This window comes from Kosmotoga arenicorallina S304 (assembly GCF_001636545.1).
Lineage (GTDB): Bacteria > Thermotogota > Thermotogae > Petrotogales > Kosmotogaceae > Kosmotoga_B > Kosmotoga_B arenicorallina.
Window position 1 is genome coordinate 126,451 of sequence record NZ_JFHK01000003.1, and the last position, 24,820, is coordinate 151,270.

General features: G+C 39.6%; 28 protein-coding genes and 1 tRNA gene. 20 read left to right on the forward strand and 9 right to left on the reverse strand.

The features are described 5' to 3' along the window. The first annotated feature begins 27 nt into the window (after positions 1 to 27). From AT15_RS02210 to AT15_RS02230, 6 genes are all read left to right on the forward strand, one after another. Positions 28 to 522 carry a hypothetical protein gene (locus AT15_RS02210; RefSeq protein WP_068345930.1) on the forward strand — a complete coding sequence of 165 codons (495 nt, stop codon included), beginning with the start codon at positions 28 to 30 and terminating at the stop codon, positions 520 to 522. A gap of 24 nt (positions 523 to 546) precedes the next feature. Continuing rightward, positions 547 to 1,407, forward strand: coding sequence for a prenyltransferase/squalene oxidase repeat-containing protein (locus tag AT15_RS02215; protein ID WP_068345931.1), 861 nt, complete (start codon positions 547 to 549; stop codon positions 1,405 to 1,407). A gap of 396 nt (positions 1,408 to 1,803) precedes the next feature. Further along, positions 1,804 to 2,274 carry an NUDIX domain-containing protein gene (locus tag AT15_RS02220; RefSeq protein WP_068345932.1) on the forward strand — a complete coding sequence of 157 codons (471 nt, stop codon included), beginning with the start codon at positions 1,804 to 1,806 and terminating at the stop codon, positions 2,272 to 2,274. A 41-nt stretch (positions 2,275 to 2,315) separates the two neighbouring features. Further along, positions 2,316 to 2,852 carry a ribosome hibernation-promoting factor, HPF/YfiA family gene (hpf, locus tag AT15_RS02225; protein WP_068345933.1) on the forward strand — a complete coding sequence of 179 codons (537 nt, stop codon included), beginning with the start codon at positions 2,316 to 2,318 and terminating at the stop codon, positions 2,850 to 2,852. Positions 2,853 to 3,012: 160 nt separating this feature from the next. After that, entirely contained in the window at positions 3,013 to 3,186 is a 174-nt protein-coding gene (locus AT15_RS10365; protein WP_235598479.1) for a S1 domain-containing protein, read from the forward strand. An 11-nt stretch (positions 3,187 to 3,197) separates the two neighbouring features. After that, a complete protein-coding gene (locus tag AT15_RS02230; RefSeq protein WP_235598483.1) occupies positions 3,198 to 4,322 on the forward strand; it encodes an Rne/Rng family ribonuclease in 1,125 nt (374 codons plus the stop codon). A 49-nt stretch (positions 4,323 to 4,371) separates the two neighbouring features. Here the strand turns inward: AT15_RS02230 and AT15_RS02235 are convergent, their stop codons facing one another. The 3 genes from AT15_RS02235 to AT15_RS02245 form a co-directional block, all read right to left on the reverse strand. Continuing rightward, positions 4,372 to 4,989 (reverse strand): hypothetical protein, encoded by a 618-nt coding sequence (locus AT15_RS02235; protein ID WP_068345936.1) that lies wholly within the window; start codon positions 4,987 to 4,989, stop codon positions 4,372 to 4,374. 78 nt (positions 4,990 to 5,067) lie between these two features. Next, a tRNA-Val gene (locus AT15_RS02240) sits at positions 5,068 to 5,142 on the reverse strand. Between the two features lie 74 nt (positions 5,143 to 5,216). Beyond that, positions 5,217 to 6,791, reverse strand: a complete 1,575-nt coding sequence (locus AT15_RS02245) for an HD-GYP domain-containing protein (RefSeq protein ID WP_068345937.1) — start codon at positions 6,789 to 6,791, stop codon at positions 5,217 to 5,219. Positions 6,792 to 7,131: 340 nt separating this feature from the next. On the opposite strand from AT15_RS02245, the gene AT15_RS02250 reads away from it, so the two are divergent. From AT15_RS02250 to AT15_RS02300, 11 genes are all read left to right on the forward strand, one after another. Further along, on the forward strand, positions 7,132 to 7,422 hold the full coding sequence (locus tag AT15_RS02250; protein WP_068345939.1) for a DUF5320 domain-containing protein: 291 nt from the start codon (positions 7,132 to 7,134) through the stop codon (positions 7,420 to 7,422). Positions 7,423 to 7,426: 4 nt separating this feature from the next. Beyond that, positions 7,427 to 7,681, forward strand: coding sequence for a DUF5320 domain-containing protein (locus AT15_RS02255; RefSeq protein WP_068345941.1), 255 nt, complete (start codon positions 7,427 to 7,429; stop codon positions 7,679 to 7,681). A gap of 97 nt (positions 7,682 to 7,778) precedes the next feature. Further along, entirely contained in the window at positions 7,779 to 8,624 is an 846-nt protein-coding gene (locus AT15_RS02260; protein WP_068345943.1) for an ATP-binding protein, read from the forward strand. Further along, positions 8,621 to 9,484 (forward strand): ATP-binding protein, encoded by an 864-nt coding sequence (locus AT15_RS02265; protein WP_068345946.1) that lies wholly within the window; start codon positions 8,621 to 8,623, stop codon positions 9,482 to 9,484. Before AT15_RS02260 ends, AT15_RS02265 begins: the two co-directional genes overlap by 4 nt. A gap of 12 nt (positions 9,485 to 9,496) precedes the next feature. After that, entirely contained in the window at positions 9,497 to 9,862 is a 366-nt protein-coding gene (locus AT15_RS02270) for a NifB/NifX family molybdenum-iron cluster-binding protein (RefSeq protein ID WP_068345948.1), read from the forward strand. An 18-nt stretch (positions 9,863 to 9,880) separates the two neighbouring features. Further along, positions 9,881 to 10,231: a NifB/NifX family molybdenum-iron cluster-binding protein gene (locus tag AT15_RS02275; RefSeq protein ID WP_068345949.1), complete on the forward strand. Its 351-nt coding sequence runs from the start codon at positions 9,881 to 9,883 to the stop codon at positions 10,229 to 10,231. 15 nt (positions 10,232 to 10,246) lie between these two features. After that, a complete protein-coding gene (locus tag AT15_RS02280; protein ID WP_068345951.1) occupies positions 10,247 to 10,531 on the forward strand; it encodes a DUF362 domain-containing protein in 285 nt (94 codons plus the stop codon). A gap of 11 nt (positions 10,532 to 10,542) precedes the next feature. Continuing rightward, positions 10,543 to 11,487, forward strand: a complete 945-nt coding sequence (locus AT15_RS02285) for a radical SAM protein (RefSeq protein WP_068345954.1) — start codon at positions 10,543 to 10,545, stop codon at positions 11,485 to 11,487. Continuing rightward, complete coding sequence (locus AT15_RS02290) at positions 11,484 to 12,824, forward strand: FAD-dependent oxidoreductase (protein ID WP_068345955.1); 1,341 nt, start codon at positions 11,484 to 11,486, stop codon at positions 12,822 to 12,824. The genes AT15_RS02285 and AT15_RS02290 overlap by 4 nt, the downstream gene beginning before the upstream one ends. A gap of 266 nt (positions 12,825 to 13,090) precedes the next feature. Beyond that, on the forward strand, positions 13,091 to 14,299 hold the full coding sequence (locus AT15_RS02295; protein WP_235598480.1) for an MFS transporter: 1,209 nt from the start codon (positions 13,091 to 13,093) through the stop codon (positions 14,297 to 14,299). Positions 14,300 to 14,303: 4 nt separating this feature from the next. Continuing rightward, positions 14,304 to 14,678, forward strand: coding sequence for a PadR family transcriptional regulator (locus AT15_RS02300; protein WP_068345959.1), 375 nt, complete (start codon positions 14,304 to 14,306; stop codon positions 14,676 to 14,678). Between the two features lie 30 nt (positions 14,679 to 14,708). Here AT15_RS02300 and AT15_RS02305 read toward each other — a convergent pair whose 3' ends face one another. Further along, complete coding sequence (locus AT15_RS02305; protein WP_068345960.1) at positions 14,709 to 15,350, reverse strand: peroxiredoxin; 642 nt, start codon at positions 15,348 to 15,350, stop codon at positions 14,709 to 14,711. A 306-nt stretch (positions 15,351 to 15,656) separates the two neighbouring features. On the opposite strand from AT15_RS02305, the gene AT15_RS02310 reads away from it, so the two are divergent. Continuing rightward, a complete protein-coding gene (locus AT15_RS02310) occupies positions 15,657 to 16,607 on the forward strand; it encodes a GAF domain-containing protein (RefSeq protein ID WP_068345962.1) in 951 nt (316 codons plus the stop codon). Here the strand turns inward: AT15_RS02310 and AT15_RS02315 are convergent. From AT15_RS02315 to AT15_RS02335, 5 genes are all read right to left on the reverse strand, one after another. Then, a complete protein-coding gene (locus AT15_RS02315) occupies positions 16,602 to 17,951 on the reverse strand; it encodes a glycosyltransferase family 4 protein (protein WP_068345964.1) in 1,350 nt (449 codons plus the stop codon). The two genes, AT15_RS02310 and AT15_RS02315, sit on opposite strands and share 6 nt — an antisense overlap. Before the next feature lie 24 nt (positions 17,952 to 17,975). Continuing rightward, a complete protein-coding gene (locus tag AT15_RS02320) occupies positions 17,976 to 19,070 on the reverse strand; it encodes an ABC transporter ATP-binding protein (RefSeq protein ID WP_068345966.1) in 1,095 nt (364 codons plus the stop codon). Between the two features lie 32 nt (positions 19,071 to 19,102). After that, positions 19,103 to 20,407: a carbohydrate ABC transporter permease gene (locus tag AT15_RS02325; protein WP_068345968.1), complete on the reverse strand. Its 1,305-nt coding sequence runs from the start codon at positions 20,405 to 20,407 to the stop codon at positions 19,103 to 19,105. Beyond that, positions 20,407 to 21,285 carry a carbohydrate ABC transporter permease gene (locus tag AT15_RS02330; RefSeq protein ID WP_201029926.1) on the reverse strand — a complete coding sequence of 293 codons (879 nt, stop codon included), beginning with the start codon at positions 21,283 to 21,285 and terminating at the stop codon, positions 20,407 to 20,409. Before AT15_RS02330 ends, AT15_RS02325 begins: the two co-directional genes overlap by 1 nt. Before the next feature lie 71 nt (positions 21,286 to 21,356). Next, on the reverse strand, positions 21,357 to 22,565 hold the full coding sequence (locus AT15_RS02335) for an ABC transporter substrate-binding protein (protein WP_068345970.1): 1,209 nt from the start codon (positions 22,563 to 22,565) through the stop codon (positions 21,357 to 21,359). 246 nt (positions 22,566 to 22,811) lie between these two features. Here AT15_RS02335 and AT15_RS02340 point away from each other — a divergent pair, with 246 nt between their 5' ends. Together AT15_RS02340 and AT15_RS02345 are read left to right on the forward strand one after the other, a co-directional pair. After that, positions 22,812 to 23,813 carry a LacI family DNA-binding transcriptional regulator gene (locus tag AT15_RS02340; protein ID WP_068345971.1) on the forward strand — a complete coding sequence of 334 codons (1,002 nt, stop codon included), beginning with the start codon at positions 22,812 to 22,814 and terminating at the stop codon, positions 23,811 to 23,813. A gap of 13 nt (positions 23,814 to 23,826) precedes the next feature. After that, complete coding sequence (locus AT15_RS02345) at positions 23,827 to 24,597, forward strand: hypothetical protein (RefSeq protein WP_068345973.1); 771 nt, start codon at positions 23,827 to 23,829, stop codon at positions 24,595 to 24,597. Positions 24,598 to 24,820 lie beyond the last annotated feature (223 nt).

Consider the following 24,820-nt stretch of genomic DNA (forward strand, 5'->3'; position numbering starts at 1 on the left):
TGTTTTTTTAATAAGGGAGGTACTTTTTTGAAAAAATGGTTTGTGCTATTTATAGTATTGTTGATTACAACTGTATCTTTTGCGGATATCTGCGCTATAGCGTATGCTCCATATTTTGTCCCTGTTGTAAATTATATGGCTTATAAAGGCAAAATAGTCGGTAATTTATCTGGTGTTACTGTTCTGAATTACTCACTTGATTTTTGGATATATGGTTATGAAGATGGCTACTATCTTCAACCACCCGATGTTCAAGGTTCTTGGCACTATGATGGTACTTCATCAAGCTTTTCTTATACAAAGATACTCACTCTGTTCCCTGAACCCTATGTGTGGAATGACTATACAAATATTGTTGGTGGTTCAGTAACATGGACTTTCATATTACCTTCAGGTACTATAAAAACACAGACTGAAACTTTCAACAGCTTAATATTACCTGAAGCTATATATGAGTCATTCACCGAATATGACACGAGTTCTGCGCACACTTTGTTTTATTACGACCCAGAGGAGCATTAACATTCAAAGGAGATGTTGAATGATATGAAACCCAAAACATTGGTTGTTATATTAGCACTATTTTCTTCGTTATTCTTTGGAGCCATAAATATTGATCAAGCTATTAACGATGGAATAACGTTTTTGCGGAATAATCAAGAATCGAACGGTACGTGGTTTTATGATGATGTCTTGGTCAGCCATGAGATTATTGAATCGCTCGTGAGCGCTTTTGGCGCTGAGCGTGTAAAAGATATGGCCTCAAAATTTGCCGAATATGTGAGCAAAAATATTGAGGTACAAACCGCATTTCTTTCATACGACTACCTTTTCAAACTCGATGATTTGGATTTGCTCAGTGAATATATGTCACTGAACCTGGCTTATAAAATCCTGGGCAAGCCAAACCTGAAGTTTGAGTTGAAAATTAACAGGCTTATCTTAAGGAAAGAATCAGAGATACTTTCCATGGAAGACTTGGACTTCATACAGGTTTTACGCTTCTTAGCCGTAGGTAAGTTTGCACTTACTCCAGGGATAACTAAAAGGGCATTATCCATGCTTGAAAAAGAAGAAAATGTGAAAAGGTTGGAATGCTGCTATTACCTTTTGAAGTATGGTTATCCTGTTTCTGAAGAAACAATAAATAGTATCGCTGAATATATGAAATCAAAACTAGAAAAATACAAGGAAGAAAAAGGAACGATTTCCGAAGGAAAATTGACACAACTTGCCCTTGGAGCAATAATTTTAAGTCTTGGAGAATCAGATAATAGCATAACCAAAGAAATTATCGATTTCTTGCTTTCAAAGCAAAACAAAGACGGAAGCTGGGGAAACAGCGAAGAAATTGCGACAACATTTATGACAACCGCTCTTGTTTTAGAAGCTCTTGGATATTACTGAACCTTCCACACTTGAGTTAGTAGATATTTGTATCCAACTCATATGTGGCTTTCTTCAATATTCCCAAACTTCTGCTTTTTCTCCTGCTGGATTTCAGGCGATTTAGATTCTCAACCTGGTCGACAACGAAGTGTCTGAATCTGAAATAAAGTGCGGGTCTGGGGTATAGGGTATAGAAAATATTTCGAGATCCGAGAAACCGAGAAGATTGATCTAGTAGGAATTCGTAACAATCCTGAATGGATTCATGTCATTTTCTTAACTCTCGGTGTCTCGGCTCTCGAAACGTTCATGTATCACCCCTTTAGTCAATGACACAAAGATAGTTTACTTCATGTCTTTCCCGGCCATATCAGCCTGCTGAGCCTATGCTATAATTAATTTAGAGGTGGTTGAATGTTCCAGAAAACACATTATGTTAGTGTCCGCGGAGTGATTGTTGAAAACGGCAAAATCCTGGTTGTGAAACATGCTCATAGCAACCGACCTCCCTTCTGGTGCTTTCCTGGCGGCAGAGTTGAAGATGATGAAACATTATCCCAAGCCCTTCAGCGAGAAATGATCGAAGAAACTGGCCTGAAAGTTAAGGTAGAAAATGTTGTTTATACTCAAGAGTTTGTACAGGAAAGACTTTTAGAGCTTTTCTTCCTTTGTAAGATTGAAAGCGGAAAAGCCAAATTAGGGTCGGATCCTGACAACCCGGGCCCTCCAATTTTAGTTGACTTGCTTTGGGCGTCTCCTGAAGAGCTTCTTTCAATGCCAGTATATCCACGTAATCTTGTACATATGATTGCCGCCGGTAACTTGCAACAGATAAATCACCAGGTGCTTTACGTAAAGGAAGAGCTCTCGAATTTTGCGGACTAAATGTGTTTATTGAACTTTACACCTCAGAAAGGAGGGGTTTTATGAAGTTCAATATTTACGCGAAAGAACTCACTGTTACCGAAACAATGCGTGAACACCTTGAAAAGAAACTCTCCAAAGTGGAAAAAATCTTCGGTGAGGACAGGTTTATTTCAATGGACGTGAGGATTTTAAAAGAAAGAGGGCAGTACAAACTGGAAGTAACGGCACATTTATCGGGGATAGTTGTTCGAGTAGAGGAAAAAGGTACAGATTTTTACTTAGCCGTTGACAAACTTGCAGATACCTTTGAAAAACGTTTAAAGAGATTCAAGGAAAGGAAATCCATAAAACATAAATTGAGTGTAAGAGAGATAACTGATTCACTATCGGTTCCTGAATATGCGGAAGAAGAGGGGAGTATGATAACCAGAAGAAAGCGTTTTTTTATCAAGCCAATGACACTCGAAGAAGCTCTTCTTCAGATGGAAATGCTCGGGCACACATTCTTTGTTTTTAGAAATGCGGAAAGTGGTGAAGTAAACGTTCTATATGCAAGAAAAAATGGTTCTGTTGGTCTTATTGAAATGACTGAATGAGTTTAATGGACCGGGCTTTACGCCTGGTCCTTTGATATCCTGGAGGTGAAGTAATATAAAGAAAGAAAGAACCCAGTCAATCGTCTTCAGTTCTCTTGAAGACGAGGTCAGAATAGCAATTCTTGACAACGGTTCCCTTGAAGAGGTCTTCTTTGAAGAAATGGATAACGAAAGTTATACTGGAAATATTTATCTTGGGAAAGTTGAAAGTGTGGTTCCAAGCCTTGAAGCTGCATTTGTAAACATTGGAATTGGTAAGAATGCTTTTCTCCGATTCAAAGATTCTCAGGGCAAGCAGACGCTCGAAAAAGGGAAAAAATCCTGGTTCAGGTAAAAAAAGACCCAATTGGTTCCAAAGGACCTCAGGTTACTTTGAAAGTCAGCATACCAGGAAGAAGCATAGTTTACATACCCTTCTCCAAACACATCGGGATTTCCAAGAAGATAACAGAAAAAGATGAGCGTGACAGACTCATGAAAATTGCACGTGATGCTCTAAAGGAAGGAGAAGGTTTGATTTTTCGAACAGCCGCTTATGGCGTTTCAGCTGAGACCATTCAGGAAGAGCTGGAAAAGCTCAGAGTATTGTGGCAAAAAATTGAGCAACAATTCAAAAGAGGAAGAAAACCCAAACTCTTATATGAAGAACCGAGTCTTGTAGAATATATTCTCAGGGAGCGCTTAACAGAAAACACAAGGGAAATCGTTGTGGATAATGAGTACCTTTGGCATGATGTAGTACAGGGAATAAGTAAATTCAAAACGGGGTTCAAGCCTATTGTAAGATTTGTTGAAGAAGATGCCTTCTCACACGAAGGAATCTATGAAATGCTGAAAGTTCTTTATGCAAGGGTAGTCCATCTCAAAAGCGGCGGAAACATCATTATCGATAGAACAGAGGCTATGACAATTATCGATGTTAATTCTGCAAGCGATACTTCCGGAAATGATGTCTCGGAAACTTCGTTAAAAACAAATCTTGAAGCGGCTTCTGAAATAGCCAGGCAACTTAGGTTGAGAAATATAGGGGGAATAATTGTCATAGACTTTATCGACATGAAATCAGACACAGCACGCAATGAAGTGCTCAAGCGTTTAAGCGAAGAACTAAAAAAGGACAAAGCACGATCATATATTATGGGCTTTACTCGTTTAGGGCTTCTCGAAATGACGAGAAAGCGTTCTACTGCTGCCATAGGATCCAAAATTTACTCGAATTGCCCTGTTTGTAAAGGAATCGGCTTAATAGAAGCACCAAAAATCGTTTACCAGAGGTTGTTAAAAGATCTCCAAAAAGTCTTCAAAGACAGCAAAATCAAATCAGCGGAAGTTGAAGTGTATCAGAATCTTTCAGGCATTCTCACTCCAGATGTCCAAAAAGGTCTTGCAAAGAGTTTAAAGGGAGATTTGAAATTCCACTTTACCTGGCCGGTTCCAACAACTTACAATATCAAGTTCAGCAAAAAATGAATCAAAAGCTAACGATAAAAGAGCTTTGAATTTTCACTAATCAGGAAATTCAAAGCTCGGTTTTTTCAACCAAGTCTTCCATAGATTTTAGCCAATCTATTTTCCAACCCCAAAAGGTCTTCTTGAGAAAGTAAACACGAGGTTTTTTGAGTTCTGAAACAATTTCATAGCCATCTCCTATACTTTTTACAAGAACCGGAAAGTAACCATCCTGAATCATTTCCTCAATTTTCGAAAGCTTTATTCCAGTGTCTTTTAAGTCTTTATCTTCCAGTACATCATTACCCTCAATATACACTCTGTCACAAACTTTTCGTCCGGCTTCATTGTAAAGAATGATCAGTTCATGATTGACATTTTCAAGCTCAGAAGTGTAGTAAGCGACAAAAACAGAGGATATATCATCTGGTTGGTATATGAGCTTTTTAACATCGTTCAGGAGGAAATTGCTCATTTTTTCATAACCGGAGCGGTTGTATTCGTATGTATTTATAAGAGAACCTGCTTTGAAAGCATATCGTGATTCTACAAAATCCTTCACATAATGCTGATATTCCGAAAGAATCTCGACTGGTGTTTTGCTGAATTCACTTAACCACAAAAGAAAGTAAACAGCAAACACAATGATCAAAGATATTAGCGCTACTACTTTTATTCTTTTAAACAAAAAAAGACACCCCCATATAAAAACCTCAGTTAAATCAATGATAACACACACAAAAAAAAGAAGCCTTTCGGCTTCTCGTGGTGGGTGCGACAGGGATCGAACCTGTGACCTCTTCCGTGTGAAGGAAGCGCTCTCCCGCTGAGCTACGCACCCATCAGGAAGATTTTAGCATTCTCTATAATGCGTGTCAAGGCGCGGTGTGCTCTTCGACATATCTCGTTGATGCACTACTGAAATTTGAAACCCTCATCAAAAAGCTTCTCACATGCTTTTACGATTTCGCCTTCGTAGAGGGTATTGCTCTTTTTCTCTATCTCACTCAGCGCTTCTTCATAGCTCATAGCTTTTCTATAAGGTCTATCGTGGGTCATGGCTTCCATCACATCAGCAACGGCAAGAATTTTTGCTTCTTCTTCGATGCTCTTGCCTTTTAGTCCTTCAGGATACCCCGAACCATTCAGGCGTTCGTGGTGATGAAGTATTGTATTATCCACCGACCAGGGGAAATTAACGGCATGCGCAATAGTATAACCAACTTCCGGATGGTGTTTTATCATATTAAACTCCTTTGAATTTAACTTTCCAGATTTCAAAAGAACCGATTCGGGAATTTCGATCTTGCCAATGTCATGGATACTCGCAGCAAATTCTATAGCCCTTATTTTTGAAGGCGAAAGTCCGAGCTCTCTTGCAATTTCTTTTGAAAGTTTAGCCACTCTTTTTTGATGTCCTACAGTATAAGGGTCTTTTTTTTCTACAAAAGAAGAGGTTATTTCCGCTAAATTTATAATTGACTGTTGATAGCCATTAGCATGCATTTTTTCATTACTTAGTAATTCTTGTAATTTTAGATTGATGATTTTTGTCTTTTGATGCACAAGTGAGTTATTCAGTGCGTACGCTACATATTTTGATAGCACTTCAAGAAATGAAACAGCCGTACGTTCAATGGCATTGATCTTGTTGCAAAGTATCAAAATTGCGCCTGCATTTACATCTCTTATCTTTAGCGGGATGATAAGAACCGAATGTGCTTGGAATCCATTAAAAGAAGCTGTTTCAACAATGTTTCTCAAGCCCGTGGTCACAATGCCCATTTTGCCTTTTTCAACACAAAGACTCAGGTTGCAATCCGGAATATATATTATTTCACCCGTGCGTACAGCATATGCTATTTCTTCCTCTGCATTTTTGTAAAGAGAAATTGCAGGGAAATGCTCCGGGCTAACTTCATTCCCATTTATTCTTGCAGATAAACAGCTTAGTTCCTGCGATCTGCTATCAAGAACAAAAATAAATGATGTTCTGCAACCTGATATTTTCTCAGTGTAATGATGGATTGTCTTGCAAAGTTTCTCGGTATTTAAAGTTTTCATAAGGCTTTCGGTTGCTCCTTCAAAAATCGGGGTCTGCCAGCTTGGTCTGGTTCCAGCAAAGGGCTCAGCAGTACTGACAAAAACAAATTGCACGCTTCTTTCACCTATCGTCATAACACCGGTTGTCACAGAGCCTTTGAACGTGGTTCCTCTCATACTGTTGAACTCAACTTCAAAAGGCTCATAGCATCTATCCGGTAATTCAATAGGTGTGCTTAAAAAATCATTCAAAAACTTGTTTTCGATTTCCTTAAACTCTTCAGCACCAATTGCCCTCAATATGCTATCGCTTGCCGCAACTATTCTTCCTTCGTAAACTCCAAATACCGCATAAGGCAAAGCTTCAACAATAACTTTTAAAACTGAAAGCTCCTTTCCAGATAAACGCATAAACTCAGAAGATATGTGAAGATGTTCTCCGAGCATAGGTATCCCCCCCAAATGACTTCTAAAAAATGATATTTCCCGGCACCTTTAAATCGAATAAAATGGGAAAGTCTTTTGAGTTAAGAAAAGAAAAAATCTCAAATAAAGTTACGATCCAGAAATCTATAAAAGCCAGATAAAAGCCTTTACAAAACAATTTCAAAAATGAAAAAATCGACATTAAACCATGCTACTGTTTTCGTCTATAAGTAAATCAAAAGAATCAATCATTATTTTCATTTCCTGTGGTTGACGATATACTTTATTTTAAATTTGACAGGAGAAAAAAAGAGTTATATAATATATGTGGATTGCATATATATGAGAGGAGGCGATCAGAATGCCTTATGGATTTGGAAGAGGATTTGGGTCTGGATGCGGAAGAGGCTATGGTAGGGGTTTCGGGCCAGGCTATGGCTGGGGCTACGGTAGAGGATTTGGGCCACGTCGGGGAGGTTATGATTACGGTGAACCAGGTTTTGGTTATGGTCCTTATGAACCAGATCCTGCTACCGAAGAACAGATGCTTCTTGATTACAAAGCTTATCTGGAGGAAGAGAAGAAATACCTTGAAAGAGAACTCGCAGAGGTCAATAAAAGGATAGATGAATTGAAAAATCAAGGGAGGTGACCATATGCCTGGATTTGACAGAACAGGTCCCATGGGTGAAGGTCCAATGACTGGTAGAGGTCTGGGATATTGTGCCAGACCCGGTACAGGTGTTTATGCTTATGGTTATAACAGGCGATGGTTTTGGCCCGGTCGTAGCTTCTTTGGAATGAGGGGACCCAGACTTGCCTGGCGACACGGATGGTTTGGAAGAGGATACAACTATGGTCGGGGTTTTGGCCGGGGATATGGAAGAGGCTACGGACGAGGCTGGTGGTAGTATAAGCCAGGCCTAAGCTTTGTGCGGGAGCTCCGCTCCCGCCTCTTAATGTTGAAACCCTTGAATTTCCTTTTGTATAAATTGAGGTGGTGATTTTTTGAAAATCGCGGTTGTGAGCGGAAAAGGCGGAACGGGAAAAACCACTGTAGCAACTAATCTTGCATGGGTTACAGCAGCCAAAAAACCTGTTCAGCTTCTTGACGCTGATGTTGAAGAGCCAAATTCTCATCTCTTTTTTCATGTTAAATATACCGGGGAAACCGACGTAGAAATACTTCTTCCTCGTGTTAACAAAGAAAAATGTATTCTATGCGGAGAATGCGCCAAAGTCTGCCAATTTGGTGCTATATCTGTTTTCAGTACTGGAGTTCTTGTTTTTGATAACCTTTGCCATGGGTGTGGAGCGTGTAAAATAGCTTGTCCCACAAAGGCTATTTACGAATTGAAAAAGCAGATTGGCGTGGTAAAAACAGGCATAATACACGAAAAATTAACCTTCGGTACAGGCCTTTTAAATATCGGGGAACCTTCAGGTGTGAGGATAATAAGAGAATTAAAAAAATACATCGATGAAACCAAAACAGTTATTATAGATGCTCCTCCGGGCACTTCATGCCCGGTTGTGGAAACACTCAGAGGCATGGATTACGCTCTAATGGTAACAGAAGCGACCCCCTTTGGACTTCATGATTTAAGGCTCGCTGTTGAAGTTGTCAAAGAAATGGACATTCCTATGGGAATAGTGATAAACAGGGCTTCTGATGACTACACTGAGATTGAGGAGTATGCTTCTTCAAAAAATATACCCATACTCGAAAAAATACCTTTTGACAGGGATATTGCGACTGCATATTCCAGAGGCTCCTTGTTCGTTGAGCTCAAAAAAGAATGGTTTGAACGCTTTGAAAAGCTTTATGAAAAGATCGCCGGGGTGATAGCATGAAGCAAATAGCTGTAGTCAGCGGTAAAGGTGGCACCGGAAAAACGACCCTATCTGGCTCATTGTCTTTTCTCTTTAAAAATCATGTCATGGCTGATTGTGATGTTGATGCCCCGAATCTTCATTTGCTAATGGAACCCAAACTCAAAGAAACACATGAATACTATGGTGGTAAAAAAGCAGAAATCGAAGGTCATCGTTGTACCTCATGTGGAATATGTATGAATACATGTCGATTTAGTGCGATTATTCCTGGAACTCCATACAGAGTTGATCCCTATGCATGCGAAGGTTGCAATGCCTGTGTGTTAACATGCCCTGAGGAAGCAATCACCTTGAAAGAGAGTAAATCAGGAGACTATTTCTTGTCCAAGGCAGGTGAGCTTCCTTTATCTCATGCTCTTTTAACTCCTGGCGAGGAAACCTCTGGTGGTCTTATAGCAGAAGTGAGAAAACTCGCATTAAAAGTTGCAGAGCAGGAAGAGCATGACTATGTAGTTATTGATGGTGCCCCCGGTATTGGTTGTGCAGCCTCTTCATCCATTACCGGCGTCAACTATGTGGTCATAGTAGCAGAACCAACAATTTCCGGTATGCACGACCTTCAGCGTATTGTCGAGACCACCCGCCATTTTATGAGAAAGTTTGGTATTGTTATCAACAAATTCGACTTAAATACTGTCAAAACAGATGAAATAGCCAATTGGTGCAATAAAGAGAAGATAGAAATACTGGGAAATATTCCTTTTGATCCTGAAGTAAGGAACTCAGCTATCAGGGCAGAGCCTGTGGTAAAGAACAAGAATTCCGCTGCTGCAAAGGCGATCAAAGAAATTTACTATAGATTACTGGATCTTATATAGGAGGTGCAAATTATGAAATTGGCAATACCCGTGATGAGTGATAATGGTTTTGACGCTGAAATTTCAGAACATTTTGGACATGCTCCATATTTCGCCTTTGTTGAACTTGATGGTGACACAGTACTCGGTGCAACCGTTGAGAAAAATCCTTTTGAAAGACATGGCCCCGGAGAAATACCAAATTATATTCATAGCAAGGGAGCAACTGTTTTAATTACACGAGGTATAGGAGCCCGTGCAATAGCGTTTTTTGAAAGCTTTGGAATTCACGTTGTCAGAGGAGCTTCCGGAACCGTTAGAGATATTGTTGATTCTTATCTTTCCGGAAATCTTGAGAGCACTCCCTATGAACCAAGAGAAAAGTTTCATAATCACTGATCAAAGGAGGAGATAGAAATGAAAATAGCCATTCCCGTAAAAGAAAAATCGCTCGCTTCAGAAGTTGATGATCGTTTTGCGAGAGCAGCTTTTATTCTTATATACGATGTGGAAAGCAAAACAACGGAGTTTCTTGAAGACGTGGCAACACAAGCACATGGAGCAGGACCTGTAATGGTTGAAGCTCTTGCTAAAAACGGGGTTGATATTTTAGTAGCTAAAAGCCTTGGCCAAAATGCCTTTACCGCAATTAACCAAACAGGTATTAAGGTTTACATTGCAAAGGACGGCACAGCTGAAGAAAACATAAAAAATGTGATTGATGGTACCGCGACAGAAATGATAGAACCCGGGCCATCCTTTCATTGAAAAGGGGGAAAAGAGATGCCATGGGTTAAAGAAAGCGATTGTATTGGATGTGAGCTTTGCATAAAAGCCTGTCCCGTTGAAGGGGCAATAACCATGCGTAATGGAAAAGCGTACATAGATAACAACCTTTGCACCAGATGTGGGAAATGCTTTGAGGTATGCCTCAAAGATGCAATACGGCCTAATTCTGAAAATCCCCTTCTTAGAGGTCGGGGGATTGGGCGAGGCATGGGACGTGGAATGGGTCGTGGTACAGGCAGAGGCCAAGGTAGAGGCCAGGGAAAAGACCGCGGCTTTTAAAGGGCACAGTAATGAAGCATGTTTATGGCGTTGTGCCTTCAAGAAGGCTCGGCAGGTCTCTTGGAATATGCCCCATTCCATTCAAGACCTGTAATTATTCATGTATTTATTGCCAGCTTGGTAGAACAACCAGGATGACAAATTCGAGGAGCGCTTTTTATCCGCCAGAAGAAATAATAAAAGAAGCTGAAGACTTCGTAAAAAAATACGGAGAAAAGAGCTTTGATGTAATAACCGTCGTAGGTGAAGGTGAACCAACACTTTATACACCTATTGATAAAATCACCGATGGTATTAGAAGATTGACACGAAAACCCCTGGTTTTGATAACTAACGGCTCTTTGCTCTATAACGGCTCTGTCAGAAAAGAAGTCAGTGGATTCGATATTGTCATGCCCACTTTGGATGCCTGGGATGAGGAGAGCTTCAAAAAAATAAACAGGCCCTTTAGAGAGTTGAGCTATAAAGAAGTTTTCAGAGGCATCGTCGATTTTTCCCGGAAATTCAACGGAGAAATCTGGCTGGAAGTTATGCTCATCAAGGATTATAACGACTCCATAGAGGCATTGAGGTCTCTAAAGGGAAGGATCGAAATGATTTCACCTGAGAGAGTATATATAAATGTACCGGTAAGGCCCCCAGCAGAAAAGGGGGTGGAAATACCGGAGAAATCCCGGATAGAATATGCGCGTAAATTACTTAGCGCAATGAGCATAGAGAATCTGTCCGTGAGCAACTTTTTATCTTCAGAAAATGATGCAATAAAAGCAGTTATCGAAATCATCAAGCGCCACCCTATGTCAGAAAACGACCTGAAAGAATTTTTGCTCTCTGAATACGATGAGAAAGCACTGGAGAGATTTTTTTCGCTTGAAAGTGAAAAACATAACATTGAGAGGTGTAGTTACCACGGAAAAGTATTCTACCGTTATATCCAGAGGAGGGAAAAAAGATGAAGAAAGAAATCCTGGTCATTGGCGGTGGTCCTGCAGGTATAATTACGGCAACTACTGCCAAAAAAACTTATCCTGAAAAAACAGTGGCCGTTGTAAGAAAAGAAAAAACAGGGTTGGTTCCCTGTGGAATCCCTTACATTTTTGGGACGCTTAACTCAGTAGATGCAAACATTATGGGAATCAAACCAGCTGAAAATCTTGGTGTTGAATTTATTATCGATGAAGTTACAGCTGTCGATTTTGAAAGAAAAACAGTGCTTATCAAATCAGGGAATAAAATTGAATATGAAAAGCTTGTTTTTGCTACGGGTTCAAAGCCCGTTCTCCCACCAATTGAAGGCAAGGAACTCAAGGGCGTATTTACCATTGCCAAGAATAAGGAATATATGGAAGAAGTATTCAACTTCGCAAAGAGTGCAAAAAGAGTAGTAATTGTCGGCGGCGGTTTCATTGGTATTGAAGTGGGTGACGAAATTAGAAAGATGGGAAAGGAAGTCGCAATTGTTGAAGCAATGCCCCATCTTTTACCAGCAGCTTTTGATGAAGAATTTGGGAAAGTGGCTGAGGAGAAACTCGCTGAGCACGGCACGTCAATAAAAACAAACATCCGTGTCTCAAAAATCCTTGGTAGCGAAAGTGTTACCGGAATTGAATTTGAAGATGGTAAAAATCTGCCAGCTGATATGATCATTTTCGCAACTGGTTACAAACCAAATACCGGGCTTGTGCAGAATCTTGATATCCATCTGGGTTATAGTGGAGCAATCTGGGTTGATGAATACATGAGAACCAGCGTAAGAGATGTATTCGCAGTTGGTGATTGTGCAGAACACAAAGATTTCTTCACCAGAAAACCAAGCAGATTAATGCTTGCTTCTACCGCAGTTTTTGATGCGAGAGTAGCTGGCGCAAACCTTTATCATCTAAAGGTTGTGCGTGAAAACCATGGAAATCTTGGTGTTTTCTCCACTTCCATAGAAGGGCTTACACTTGGCGCAGTTGGAATGACTGAAAGAACTGCGTGTGCAGAAGGGTTTGAATGCGTTATTGGCGAAGCAAAATCTGTCGATAGGCATCCCGGAACTTTGCCGGATAAAAGTCCTCTGTATGTAAAATTAGTTTTTTCAAAGGAAAGCGGACTTTTACTTGGTGCACAAATCGCAGGCGGAAAAAGCGTTGGAGAAATGATAAATATCCTGGGTCTTGGCTTGCAGATGGGTGTTACTGCAAATGATCTTGTTACAATGCAGATAGGAACACATCCATTACTAACTTCTGCACCTACTGCATATCCATTAGTACTGGCAGCGGAATCAGCAATTATGAAGCTCCGTTAATTTATCATCGGAAGAAGAATTCAGGATACTGTAAGTACCGTAGTATCCTGCACTTGTTTTGCAACTCTTTAGAATCTGCGAAATATATATCTAAAAATCACTGCCAAAAGCATCTGCAGTTTATATATGATTTAATCATATATATAACTTTTGTAACTTCACTCTCAAATTTGAACAGGAAAAAACATTATAATTATATGATCAATAGCTTTTTATGAAAATATCTTTGTGCTATACTAATATCTAATTTCTTACTGAGGTGGATTGTGAGAGAAAAAAGACATTTCATTGCTTTCGTCTGGCATGCATCCTTTCTTGCTCTAACAATGGCTTTTGTTGAAGTAAACACCGTCTTGCCATCTCTTGTGTTAAAAGCCGGCGGGAATAGTTTTTCAATCGGACTAATTACAGCTATTACAACAGGAATCCCTTTACTTGTGCAAATAGTATTTGCTGGTCTTCTTATGGCACGCCCTAAAAAGAAGCCATTTTTGTTATTTGGAATATATCTAAGAATTTTTGCTCTGGCTTTTATGGGCTTTATGTTGAAAAGCAGTTTAACAGGTAGCGTTCTTCTTTTAATGATTTTCCTGGTTATCTCCGTTTTCTCCTTTAGCGGCGTTTTCGCGGGTATTTGTTATACAGACCTGTTGGGTAAATCCATTGCCGGAAAAAGCAGAAGAAAATTTATGGCTTTCAGGCAAATTGTTGGCAGTATACTTTCATTTGGTGGTGGCTTTCTTGCGAGAATGGTTGTGAGCGAGGTTCCGTATCCAGACAATTACTCAATGATGTTTTTCGTAGCTGCCATTTCTTTAGCCCTTGGCTCCATGGGTTTCTGGCTAATTTATGAATCACCTGCGAAGATAATTTCCTATCCGGGCTTCTGGAAAATACTGAAAAACATTCCTTCAACTTTGAAAAAAGACGGCAATCTGCGCAACTACATCGTATTTTCAAATCTAACCGGTTTTGGACTTATACTCATTCCTTTTTACGTGCTTTTAGCAAAGGAAACTTATGGTCTTAGTGGTGAAAACGTGGGCAACTTTCTCTTTCTCCAAATGATTGGTATACTCATTGCCGGGTTTTTCTGGGGAAGTTACCTGCAACACAAGGGATTTAAAAAATTGTTATATGCTTGTGCTCTTTTCGGCGGTACGATTCCCATCCTTTCCTTATTTTTATCAAATGTCGGAGATAATTTTTATGCCCTGATCTTCCTTTTAACAGGGGTTACCTTAAGCGCAAGGAAAATGGGGTTTGAAGGGTTACTTATTGAAATTTCCAATGATGAAAATAGAGCGCTTTATACTGGTATTTCAGGAGCGTTCAACGTCGTTACCTCTATTTTGCCCCTTATTATGGGAGCCATTATTGATTTCATAGGATTCAAAATAGTATTTTCACTTTCAAGCTTTTTCATATTTTCGGGTATACTTTACTTGAGAAGAATAAAAATAGTGGAGGTGTAACTTTTTGCGTGGATTTGGAAGAGGTGCCGGTGCTTTTGGCAGGCGATGGCTTGAACTGTATTTACTATTACTCATTGCAGAAAAACCATCTCACGGTTATGAACTATCTGCAAGGTTGAAGGATTTTGGCGTTATGATTCCGGGAATTGGTCAGATGGGGAGCCTTTATAGAATATTATCAACCCTAGAAATGGGGGGATTGGTGGCTACGGATTGGGATATGAGCGAGGGAGGCCCGGCAAGAAAGGTTTACAAGATCACCGAAGAGGGGTTCTCTTTTCTTGAAGATGCCATGGAAAGTGTCTATGCATTGAAAACAAACATAGAGAATTTTATTAGAAGATATGAAGCGCTAAAAAAGGAGAACAAAAATAATTAAAGCGGGGCTTCTGCCCCGCTTTTTTGGCATTCACAGTTTTTTATGGCAGAACCACCAGTCAAAACATTGATACTCTTTTTTTCTCTTTTCAGCAGTTGCCACATCACTTGCGGGTGGGACAATAACTTCATCGCCAACAAGTTCATTGTTGGGCCAATTTGCGGGGACTGCTACGCCTTCCCTATCAGCAATCTGGAAACCTTTGATCATTCTCAAAAATTCATCCATGTTTCTACCAAGTTCCTGAGGATAATACAGCATGGCACGGATTGTGCTTTCAGGATCAACTATAAAAACCGCCCTAACAGTATTTGTCCCTTTTCCAGGATGAATAAGGCCAAGTTTTGAAGCAACTTTTCCGGTGTCATCAGCAATTACAGGAAATTTGATTTCCACTTTGAGATTATCTTTGATCCATTCAATCCATTTTATATGGGAGAATACTTGGTCAATACTAAGACCTATAAGTTCTGTATTAAGTGTTTTGAATTCTTCGTAGCGTTTTTGGAAAGCAACAAATTCCGTGGTGCATACCGGTGTAAAATCCGCCGGGTGACTGAACAGGATGAACCACTTACCTTTGAAAACATCCGGGAGTTTCATGACTCCCTGGGTTGTTTGAACTTCTAATTCAGGAAAATTTTCGCCAATTAAAGGTATCCTCGCTTCCATAAAAAACCTCCTTTTTTTGTTAATATATAGAATAATTCTAATTCGTAAATATGATAACATATTCTGCGATTAAAATCAAAAACTTTACCAAAAACCTCAAATGAATTACCCTATAACGAAAAAGTTGACATTTAAAGCTTTGTGTTAGCCTATCAAAAGTATTATCAAAACTTGTTTCATGAAGATTTTGATAAACAGGTTAGATAATGCAAGTCTCAGAAATCTTTTCAGCTGAACACTTTCGTCATTTTAGAGACATCTTGTGTTAAAATAAACAATTAGAAGAAAATAACGGAGGTAATCAGTATGTTCCACGAAGGCACTAACAAAGATGAATTGCTAATCGGGCGGTTTATCTCCGGAGTTCATCTTAACTTGCTCGATCTGATTGATGAGATTGTCATAATTTTTCTAATTGATTCTATGGACAGTCCCGGGCAAATTGTATACGCAAACAAAATGGCTGTGGAATTGCTCGGATACTCTTTAGAAGATTTGCTAAATAAAAGTTTTTACGATCTTGCAGAAGATATTCCGACAGATATCAAAGTTCGAAAAGAAGAAAGGTTCAACTGTGAATTAACTGCATTCTCTGGTTCTTATCTGTCACTTTTAGGTTCTATCAGTTTCATAAAACACAGCGAGAGAAATTTTGGAGTATTCATTGGAAAAGATAGGAGCAAGATAACAAAACTTTTAAGTGAACTGCAATGGCGAATAGATTTTGAGAGCCTTATTAGTAAAATTTCCTCAATGTTTGTAGGATTATTCGATTTCGATAATTCTATAAATAGAGCCCTTGCAGCAATCGGAACCTTTACCGGAGCTGATAGAGCTTACCTCTTTCTCTTTGATGAAGAAAGAAACAGTATATCCAATACTCATGAATGGTGTGCCAAAGGAATAAAACCCGAAAAAGAAAGACTTCAAAATCTTCCTGTTGATATGTTTCCATGGTGGATGCGCAAATTAAAATCCGGAAAAATCCTCAATATCGAAGAAGTGGCAAAATTGCCCGAGGAAGCTTCTGCTGAAAGGGAAATACTTCAAGCTCAAAACATAAAATCTCTAATCGTTCTTCCTGTCTTTGCTGGAAAAGAACTTGCGGGTTTTGTGGGACTGGATGATGTAGATAGGGACATTCCATGGCAGGAAGGCGATATAAAATTACTGAGAATTTTTTCTGAAATTCTCTCAAGGGCTTTTGAAATTAAATATTACATAGATGATAAGAAAAGGGGCTTGCGCCCCTTATGAATTAAAGCTTGAGATAATTTGCCTGAGTTTTTCTTCAAGCGTTTTATAGGAGAGGTGTTGTTGCCCTATTGAGAAGTTTTTTTCAGCTCTGCGGCTATACTCTTCTTTGTTCTTTAACAGCTCTATTGTTTCCTTTGCGGCCTTTACAATCTTTTCTCTTGGAATTTCAACATATCCCGTACCACTTCTTTCAGAGTACTTTTCCCCAAGGCTTATTACTTCAAAACCCAGTGGTTTTATGTCAGTCAAGTACACTGGATATTCAAAAACAATCATGTTCTTTTTTGAAAAAAGGGCCTCGAGAAATTGATTGCCCCAGCCTTCAAGAATACTGGGATAGGTTATCATATCTGCAATCACATACATATCCCAGAGCGAATACATCTTTTGGCCTTCCGTGTTTTGCCTTTCTGCACCCATCATTTGATTGCACCATACAACTTCCACACCCTCTGCTGCGGCAACTTCTCTGAGGAAATTATCGTAGTTTGTAGCGGTCTCAATAAGCCCGGGCATGAGCATTACAATACGATCATCAGAGGTAAACTTCCTGCCATCATAAAGGGTTCCATAAAGCTCGTTTCGCCTTCTACTTACTTCGCCAACTACTTCTATCGCTAATTCTATAGCTTTTCTGTCGGTAACCCGGGTAGCCTGTAAAAACACTATATCATTGGTTGAAATACCCAGTTTTTCTCTTAAATCATAATTGAAATCATCAGATTTCCACAGTGGTTGTTCAAAGTCAAACACATTTGGAACTACTGTTGATCTAAGACCTTTTCTAACAAAAAGCTCTTTCCTTGCAATTTCGTTAATTACTACCTGCTTTACGTTTTCGTCCTTTGGCGGATAGTATTCTTCAAGGCACTCCTTTACAAAATCGCAAGTCGGTTTGCTAAGAACCTCCCTTTCCCAGTAAAAATCATGGTTGTGTGCTATGGCTTTCAATCCAAGATTCCTTATAACCCTTGCAAAGGCAATCGCTACTGGCAGTGCCACTCCCAATGAAAATATGTTATTTGGAACAAGAACATCAATACTGTTTCTTTTAACCGCGTCAGTAAGCTTTTCTTCAATGATTTTGGCTTCTTTTAATATGTCCTTTTTGAATTCTTCTTCACTGCTGTAATCTCTCAATTCCCTATAAGCGTTGTATTCTATTCTCTTGAACCTTTCGCTGTGAAAATTCATCTCAGGGATGTAGATCTCGCCATAATTAGGCGTGCCGGAGATGAAAAAAACTTTGTGTCCCATTTTCTCCAAAACTTTTCTCCATTTCTCCATCTCTAGAGAAACACCATCAGTTTCACCAACTCTAAAATGAGCAAGACCGATATTCATCTGGACAACTCTCCTTCAACTAAGTTAGTCAATCCTAAGTCTTTCTTCAGTTTCAATATCAAAAAACATAACTCTCTTCTCATCGAACGAAATATCGATGTTTTCATCGGGTGAATATTTCGGGAAAGATGGTGCCACTATCTTCATTATTTTTCCATTCAATTCAACAGCGACAATCTGATGTGATCCCTGAGGTTCAACTACAAGAACCTTTTCTTTGAAAACTGTTTCGTTGTCGCTATTGATCTGGATGCTTTCAGGCCTTACACCCATTATCAATTTATCTTTGTTGTAATTTTTCAGATATGGAAGCAACTTGTCGGTTAACTTAAACCTGAAAAGCGGGTTCACAAGAAAGGTTTCCCCTTTATCACGGTGTATTTCCATTTCAAGGAAGTTCGTTGGCGGTGTGCCTATAAACCCTGCAACAAAAATATTGGCACTATCAAAATACACTTCATCTGGCGTACCTATTTGAACGATCTTCCCATCTTTCATAACAACAATTCTATCTGCCATACTCATGGCTTCTGACTGATCATGAGTAACAAAGATGGTTGTGGCTTCGGTTTTATGATGTATTGCCTTTAACTCTGTCCGCATGCGTACCCTGAGCTTTGCATCAAGATTTGAAAGGGGTTCATCCATCAAAAAGAGCTTGGGTTTCACCGCTATTGCCCTTGCAAGAGCAACCCTTTGCCTTTGGCCACCTGAAAGCTGACGTGGAAATCTTTCGAGATACTCCCCGATGTTTACCAATTCCGCGACTTCTCTTACTATCTTATCAATTGTTGACTTCTCCATTTTCTTCAATTTAAGGGCAAAAGCGATGTTATCATAAACGGTCATGTGAGGCCACACAGCATAACTTTGGAAAACCATAGAGACGTTTCTTTTTCTCGGCGGCATATCGGTGATATCTTCTCCGTCTATGAGAACCTTTCCCTCCGTGACCTCTTCAAGTCCTGCTATCATTCTCAGGGTGGTTGTTTTGCCACAACCCGAAGGGCCAAGGAAGACTATGAATTCCTTGTCATTCACTTTCAGGTTTACATCCTTTGCGCCCCAAACGCTTTTGCCATATCTTTTGGAAAGATTTATAAGTTCAAGTGTTGCCATACACTCAGCTCCTTTTCACAATTTTCTTTGGTTTATACTCTTACTCCGCCCCACATTTGGAGGATATATCTTCTTATTATCATGGTGAAAAGCACGGCAGGGAAAGCAAGAGTAACACCCCCTGCAGCAACAAGATTTATCATGCCTTTTGTCCCGACAAGAGTTTGATATATAACAACGGGGAAAGTGGGGTTGAACTGTGTCAAGACAATGGCTTGGGCAGTTTCGGACCAACTACCTATAAAGGCATACATTGCACTGGCTGCTAATCCTGGAAGTGCTAGAGGAAGAGTAACTTTAAAGAAAGCTCCCCAGCGTGAAGTGCCAAAAACCTGAGCGGCCTCTTCAAGCTCCACTGAAATTCCCATGAAAATGCTCGCTGTAATCCATGTGGTCATTCCTATTTGACCAACAGAGTAGACAAGGGACAGACCTATTGGTTTATCGTAGAAGCCCATCTGAGCAAGTATTATAACCATAGGCATAGCTATGGCAATTCCGGGGAACATCCTCACAAAGAGCACGCTAAGCTTTAACATGTTCTTGCCTTTAAAGACATATCTTGCAAAGGCATATCCGGCCATGCCTCCAATGGAGAGTGAAATCAGGACTGTCAACAATGCAACCTGAATACTTCTTATTAAAGCTCCAACTGAGTCAGAAGTGACCTTGAAAAATGTTATGTAACTGGCAAAGATATTTTTGCGGACTTTGAAAGTAACTCCGCCAATTTCTCGCAGTTCCTTTTGAACCTGAACAATTCTCTCTTCTGCCAGAGCTTTCTCCTGAGTCTTTGTTTCAAGCTGTCTTTCAAGATTTTCGCGGATTTCTCTAAAAGTTTCGTCTTCCGGATTTATGAGTTTTAGCTTCTGTTTGGCTTTAACAATATCTCTGTTTAATTTATTTATGTTGAGATTTTCTTTCTTCAACTGATCTTTCAACTCGGTGATTTTTGCTTCGTTCTGCGCTGTTACCTCTTTGAGTTCCTGTATCTTTTCTTCAAGCAAATCTCTTGGGATTCTACTGCTGGTTTTTCTATTTACAAATTCAATCATCTTATCCAGGTCATCAGAATCAAAGATCATAGAGAAATCCTTTTTCGATCTACTGTAAACGCTTATGAGATATCCTCCTGGAATATCATCGGACTCTTGAAGTAAGAAAGTGTTTGAAAAAGCCGGAGCTAGAGCTATTGGCCAGTCATAAGCTTCCTGATCTGACATGAAAGATATTGAAACGAGAAAGTAAATCGGAAATATTATAACCATGGCTATTCCCACGACAAATATATAAAAAACAGTGCTTGAGATTATTTTCTTACCACTTTTTCTCGCCATTAAGCTTCCTCCTTTTTGAAGGCGCCTGAAACCTTCAAATAGAGTACTGCGACAATTGAAACGACAATCGCGACTATAACTGAGTACGCGAGTGCAATTCTATAGAAGCCTAAAAGCTCCTCTTTATAGAATACGACTTCTTCAAGTAAAACGGGAATCCTCCTATAACCATAAATCATAACAATGATAAGCCAAACTTGAATTGCGGAGATTATCCTTAGTATAAGGGCAGTCTGAATGCTGGATTTCAACATAGGCATTGTTATCTTCCTTAAAACAGTGGGTTTATTCCCACCAAATATGTAGCCTGCTTCAATCGATTCTTTTGGAATTCCTTGCAGACCCGCAAGCAAAATGACCATCATGAAAGGGATGACTTGCCATGCGTCGATTATAATGACAAGCATCAAAGATTGAAATTCGTTACCAGCGAGGAAAGGAATCTTTCCATCAGCAGCTATCAAACCAAGTTTGTAAAGCAAGCTGTTCATCCATCCATAGGTAGCAAAACCACTTGACCACATGGCTCCGACAGCAGTTGCAGGTAAAGCCATCGGTATTAAAGCCAGTGAAAGAAATAAGCCAGCTCCTCGAAACTTCTTGTTGATAAGCAATGCCAATCCCATAGCTACTATAAACTCTAAAGTTACGGAAATAGCAACGAAAATCCCTGTGTTGATAATCGCTTTTAGAAAGTAAGGGTCACTGAATATAGCTTTGTAATTAGCTAACGTAAAGGCAGTGCTGCCTTCCTCTTGAAAACTGTAAAAAACAGCCGCAAGAACTGGCCTTAACCAAAAAACAGCGTAATAAATAATCGTTGGGGTTATCAAAAGGTAGGGGATGTACCTTTTGAACTTCGTCGCCGTGATAACCATCACCACCTAATCAGAATTCATTCAAAATAAGGGGGGGACATAAGCCCCCCTTTTGAAAAGCAAATGCTTTATTACTTCCTGAGAGCGTCAATTTTGAGTTGCATGATTTCAAGGTATTCAGGATCAAAAATACCATTCATGATCATGTTCTTGAAAATGTCGTCATATACGAGCTTTACCTGGCCCCAGTCTGTCCATTTAGGAGCAATGTAGGACAGTACTCCGGTCTTCATGACCATGATGGATTTCTTAATGACTTCGTCTTCAACAGTGTCTCCAAGGTAGTTGATAGCTTCTTCAACAGTTGGAATGAAGCCTCCGGTACCCTTGCTAACCTTCAGCATGATATCGGGTCTGGTGATGTACTCGAGGAATTTAACAGCGAGATCGTAGTGCTTTGTTCCTTTAACGATAGCAAGCCCACTGGTTCCAGCAACTGAACCTCTTCCAGCAGGACCTTTTGGAACTGGAGCGATAACGAAGTTTGTCGGGTCGTTTTTGTAAACTTCTCCAATTCTTGCGTTATGGGCTGCTGCGAGCCAACCTTCTCCTCTTTTCAGCGGTGGCCTTGAATCGTCGTAAGTCATAACAGCTGGCGGGAAAGCATCAGCCATTTTGCTCAAGAGATAGAAAGCGGCCATGGCACCTGGATTGTCAAGGTTCGGCCAATCGGCACCATAGGATAGACATATTGCTCCTGCCTGGTAAATGAAAGATTTCTTGGGAACGCCAGTAACAACGAATTTTCCTTCACCTTCACCCAAAGCGATTGCATTGGCCCATTCTGCTACCTGTTCCCAGGTAAGATCCTGAATATCTGCGCCTTCGGGAAGGTATGGAAGAGCCTTTTTATTGGCAATAAAGAGATAAACATCGGCTCCAATAGGAAGGAAGTATCTTTTGCCGTCAAAAATGGTCATAGAATCGAGACCTTTGGAAAAATGCCTGTCTGTCCACTGAGAAACTACATCGGTGAGATCAACAACATAACCATTGTCAACCCACTGAGGCATGTTTGCCGCATAAGCAATAACAACATCAGTTGTGATGTTGCCTGTTTCCTGCTGCAACTTTACCTGCTCAAGCATTTTCTGGTCATCAAGGGTGGAGAACTTTACTTCGACACCATACATTTCTTCAAAAGGCTTGATGATTTCATTGATAACAAATTCCTTTTCTGATGGTGGTGTCCAGAGCCTTGATACGACAACCAACGTTTCCTTACCAAACGCGAAAGCCGCAATGGCAACAAGCATAAGAACGAGAAGAAGCTTTTTCATCCGTACCCCTCCTTTTAAAAGATAGTTAAAGACAACGTTGTCACATATGGTACAGAATAAGCTTACTACTATAAACCCGTTAATACAAATAGAATTATAGGCCATAATTTGCGAATATCTTAGAACAGATGCTTTTATAGCCTGTTATTGGCTCAGTTTGAATATTATAAGATTTCATAGTTTTTTTAATTTATACTATAATAATATGGTTCTAAATGACAATGTTGTCAATAGAAGGTGGTTCGGATGAAAAAAGTCACCATTACAGACATTGCAAAACTCACCGGTTACTCAATCAAAACGGTTTCCAGGGTTATAAACAACGAACCCAACGTTAGAGAAGAAACCCGCAGGAAGATTTTGCGGGTTATTGAGGAGCACAATTACAGTGTCAATCTACTCGCAAAAGCGCTAAGGAATAGCGAAACCAGGACTGTGATACTTTTTATTGACAGAAGAAGAGGTAAATACTGGAATGAATGGCATGACCTTATGCTCAAAAGTTTCATGGTCAAATTAAAGGAAAGGGGCTATAAAGTTATCATTTCCCCTTCTTCAGGTGAAGAGATGATTAACAACGATGCTGATGGGTTTCATCTATTAAAAAGCGGTCTTGCAGATGGAGCGATAATGTTCGATGTCATATCCAACGACTGTCGGGTCAATTATCTGAGAGCCAACAACATTCCTTTTGTGATAATTGGAAAAGACAAAGACTTCAACGATACAGCTTTTGTCGATCTCGATAATTACCTTGTAGGCTATATTGGCGCTGAATACCTTATAAAAAAAGGATACAAAAATATAGTCCTTTTTCTCGGACCGAAAGTTTTCAACGTCAATCGTGAAAGGGCAAAAGGTTTTGAAGATGCCTGTAAGAAACATAACACCGCTCACAGTATCTATTATGGATTATCCACTATAAAAGAAGTGTATAAAATGACTCATATACTTCTCGAAAGAGCGGTTGTTGACTCCTTTTTCATTTCTGGCGACGATAAAGCACTCGGAGCTTACAGGGCAATCCGTGAAAAAGCATTAAAAATTCCTGAGAATGTTGCTGTTCTGGGTATCGATAATCTGCCTTCCAGCGAGTATATGTACCCACCACTAACTTCTATTGATCAGAATGTTGAAAAATTCTCAGAAAAAGCTGTAAATCTCTTAATAGAAATGATGCACTCTAAAAAGAAATCCCCACAAAGGATCATTTTGACTCCAAAAATCGTTGAAAGACAGTCTGTATGAAAGGATGTTGCTCATGGATCTGTTGAAAAATGTGCAGTTCAACGAAGCCCCTTTAGATTATCAGGATTATTTGAGTTATCTTATGAACGAAAAAAATTCCACAGATAATTTCTTGCGAAACTTAGCATCATGGCATATAACACCTAACCTGACAAAAAAAGTGAATTCCAAAGGAAAATATATTCCTTTCAAAGGTGATACAACTGTATTTCCCGTCAAATCCAGTGAAATATTTGAGAATATACAGGAGAAGCTTTACCAAAAAGGCCAAAAAGCGCTGGCAACTCCTTTGAAACCTGAATACTTCCATATCACATTGCATGACCTGAATAATGAAATCGATATTGAGGAAGCGGGTAAGCTGGAAAGGTTAATTAAAGAGACGGGCATCCTTTGTCAAAAAATCTTCGGTGAGCTTGCCTTTTATCTCAACAAGTACCCCGACCAGGGTAAAATCCATTTGAAATCTATCGGTTTTATGGGACCACCCATTGGGATTGCCGTACTTTTCGCTCCTGAGTCCGAAAAGGATTTCAGAATTCTGATGAATTTGTTTTCATTGTTCCAAAAAGCTGTGAAATTGAACAAACCCTTAAAACCCCACCTCAGCCTTGGCTACTTTCTCCCAAAAGAACCACAATACGAAGAGAAACTCAAATTACTGGAATTTCTCGATAAAATGCCCAACGTGAAAATAGAATTAAACCTGTGGGAACTCAGCTATCAGGAATTCACTGATATGAATACATATATCACAAAATTCCAGGTAAAAGAATTCATGTGAACTTTTTTGCAAAATACGCGTCAAATATTATGAATTACCCCCTTAAGATAAATTGCCACAGAATTAAAAGGCACCGATGAGGTGCCTTTTTTCTACTGCGCTTCATTGATTATCCGCTCGAATGTGTTGATTAGGCGGGATTTTGAATTATGTCATTTTCTTTGCAATGTAGTTTTTCAGATGAAACAAATTCTATAACTGGTTGACTCGTGAATAAAGAAGA